Genomic DNA, 3,357 nt, shown 5'->3' with positions numbered 1-3,357 from the left:
CCCTACGATTATCCATAGATCAATCAAACTATCACAACCTACAGCATTGGGTATAGTAATGGCATAATTTCCTGAAGATGTAAGCACAGAACCATCTGGTGCTGTGTAAGACCCTGTACAAGAGAACTCATACATGGTAGCGGTTGAATTACCCTGCATTAAATTAATGTACAATACACTATCACAACCTTGACTATTCATTAATGTATCTGTAACTAAACCTGGTGTTGTATATACTTCATCACCACTTGGGACCGTGTAAGCACCAGCTCCACATAAGTAAACGTTTTGAGAAGACCCCGTTGAACACACTTGATAAACCGAAACATCATCTAAAAGAAAACCATCATTACCTCCAGCAAAATAAAAATTATCATGTTGCTGAATTTTAACGACATAATTTGCATTAAAATTTAAATTATGAACTGCATTAATACTATCTAAACTCCAATCGAAATGCGTGTATTGTAAATCAGTGTACTGAGTCCCATTATAATGAAAAACCTCCGTGTAGGTTGTTCCCCCATCATCAGAAATAAAAATTCCATCTTGAGGATGATCTTCTTCGTTCCATTCTGACAAATAAAATGACAAACGCACTCCCGATTCTCCTGCCAGGTCTAAATGAAGTGCCGCATGCGTAGTTTCATAATTACCACCTACCGCATTGTGCAAGCCAAGAAAATGAGTTCCTGTATGCGCATCCGCCGAACTTCCACTCCACGTATAAACTCCACTTGCATAAATACTTACCTCACAATTAGCAGATTGAACATAGGTACTCCAACAAGCATCCAATGTGCTTTCGAAGCCTGTACTATAAGGTATTGTTGTGGCGGTTTGAGCATGCACCCTGCTCTGTAAAGCAAAAAGCGCAAGCATTAAAACAAATAAATAAAATTTCTTCATAATTAGTAGTATAATTAGTTTAACCACAAGCTAAGAATCTTTAATTAACTGACCAAAAATAAGTTACGAAGCACTTTGGGATATAATCAATAAAACAACACCTCTATATTAAGGTATAAGCAACCCCATTCTCACATCTATTTTTTGTGAACTTTCTGTCTGGTTTTTGTCCATTTTCAATCAAAAAACTCACTAGATTCAATAAGAAGATCTTTTTAAGCGTCAATAAATTTCACAATTGTTATTTTTTTTTCATCTTAGTGCAACTTTTAAAAAACAAGTGTAGTCTAGTACTATATAACACAAACACAGCAAAACATGAAAAAGCTTCTTTTAGGTTTGACCTTTTTATCAGCAATGCTGATTTCTCAAGGGTCATTTGCCCAAAACCAGATCAACGACAGTGAGTTAACGACAGAGTTTGTTCAAATTGAAGAACAAGACGGAGTTATATTTTCTGTATCCAAACAAGAATGTATGATTTTCGAAGGACAAAAACCTTTAGTATACATCTTTGTTAAAATAGAAAACACTACCAATGTTGAAAAAACTGTAGACTTCGGAATTGCCTTGAATTACGCAGAAGGTTGTTCAGGATGTTCTTATGATAGTGAATTTAAAACGTCATTAACTATAGGAGCGGGTGAAACGATTACAGGAGACTGCAACTTTGAAACAAAAGGTACTTCTCGTGTTGTTGCCAACCCTAATTTAGAAGGAGGATGGACATTTGAAGGTGTTCAAATCATGTTTATTGAAATTAAATAAGAAGGACTACGATGAAAAAAATATTATTATCACTCATAGCTTCCGCAACAGCAGCCATCGGTGCATTTGCACAGACTGATTACTGTTCAGCGGTAGTCTACCCAGACGACTCTACGGTATGTATAGGAGATACCGTTGAAATATTTGCCTTTGCCAACTTAGTAAATGGTAACCAGGCCTTTAACTTTAACAATGCAACAATGCCTCCAGGATGGAATGCAGCAGGAGGTACAAGTTTCGCTGAACCATGTGGACAAAGTTTAGATGCTACACCATACTACTGGGCATCTACTGCTTCTACTACTCCAGGTATTACAACGGCAGGTTTCGACGTTTCATGTGGTGGATTTATCATTTTCGATATGGTATTCTCTGTTCAGAGTGACCCCGCACCGTGTGAAGGTCCCGATTTAGCGAACGAGGGAGTTGAGCTACAATACTCAGTAAACAATGGTCCTTTCCAACCGATTGCTTACTTCTCTCCATCAGGACAAATTTTACCGCAAAACCCAAACACTTCAGGTGGTGTTTTACCTCCAGGTAACATTACTCAGTTTACTTCATGGGATACATACACTATTCCAATTCCGGTAAACGCATTAAGTACGAACACACGTTTTAAGTGGGTACAAGAAGCATCTTCTAGTTCTGCAAATGATAACTGGGGATTGGATAACATTATTATTAACGCAACAGGTACACCTTGTGGAGTTACTACAAACCTAGAATGGTTTTACGGTACAGGTCCAGCATCTAACTTCAACACAGGTTTAATCGGTAACGTAACCTCTTTCGAAGCAGTAATTACACAGGATACAAGTTTCGTGGTGGATGTATACGATACATTAACTCCATCAGCATACCACTGTTCTTCTGATACTATCTCTATTTACGTGCACCCTGATGCAATGACCTACGATTTAGTTGATACGGTATATTCTGATTGTCCAACTACGTACCCAGAAGTATCTGTAACTAACTTTGCAGACGGTGTAGCTCCATACAACGTAAACTGGCCTCAAGTACCGTCTACAACTCAGCCAACAGCACTTCCTACAGGTGGAAATACATACGATACAATTCTATACTATGTTGAAATTACTGATGGTTGTGGATACGAGAGATATGATAGTACTTTATTAATCGTACACCAAAACTTGAAAGTTGACTCTATTCAAATTGGTAACACTTCTGGTTGTTCTCAAGACGGGTATGTTTCTGCTTACTATAGTGGTGAATTAGGAACAGAAGATTTGAACTGGTCAGGACCAGGACCTAACTCTTCAAATGGAATCGATGGATCTGCTTGGGGTAACTTAGGACCAGGATGGTACTACTTTACAATAGAAGATGACGCTTGTATTGCAAAAGATAGTGCATACATTGAAGCGCTTAACGCACCAACGGCTATAATTACACCAAACCAAACGGAAGGCTGTGTTCCGTTAGAAATAGTGTTTAACAACGAATCTACAAATGCAGATGAAGGGTACACTTGGGACTTTGGTAATGGTAATTCTTATGACGTAAGTACGAACGCTGCACAAACGGAATCTTTCAATGCTTCTACTACAGTAACTTTAATTGCTCACCAATCTGCAACTTGTGCGGATACAGCAACGGTAGATGTAACAGTATTACCTTGTGGTTGTACAGACCCTGCAGCATTAAACTACAGTG

General features: G+C 38.2%; 3 protein-coding genes. 2 read left to right on the top strand and 1 reads right to left on the bottom strand.

The genetic code is table 11. The features are described 5' to 3' along the window. On the bottom strand, positions 1 to 909 hold a 909-nt coding region (locus AC22ZQ_RS13610), incomplete at its 3' end, for a hypothetical protein (RefSeq protein WP_318959314.1). A gap of 318 nt (positions 910 to 1,227) precedes the next feature. Between AC22ZQ_RS13610 and AC22ZQ_RS13605 the strand changes: the two genes are divergently transcribed. Together AC22ZQ_RS13605 and AC22ZQ_RS13600 are read left to right on the top strand one after the other, a co-directional pair. Then, complete coding sequence (locus AC22ZQ_RS13605) at positions 1,228 to 1,677, top strand: hypothetical protein (protein ID WP_318959313.1); 450 nt, start codon at positions 1,228 to 1,230, stop codon at positions 1,675 to 1,677. An 11-nt stretch (positions 1,678 to 1,688) separates the two neighbouring features. Beyond that, positions 1,689 to 3,357, top strand: a 1,669-nt coding sequence (locus AC22ZQ_RS13600) for a hypothetical protein (protein ID WP_318959312.1), incomplete at its 3' end; no start/stop codon positions are given.

The organism is Lishizhenia sp. (genome assembly GCF_057456495.1).
The sequence above is the reverse complement of the archived record's forward strand: the minus strand, read 5'-3'. Positions and strand labels throughout refer to the sequence as shown.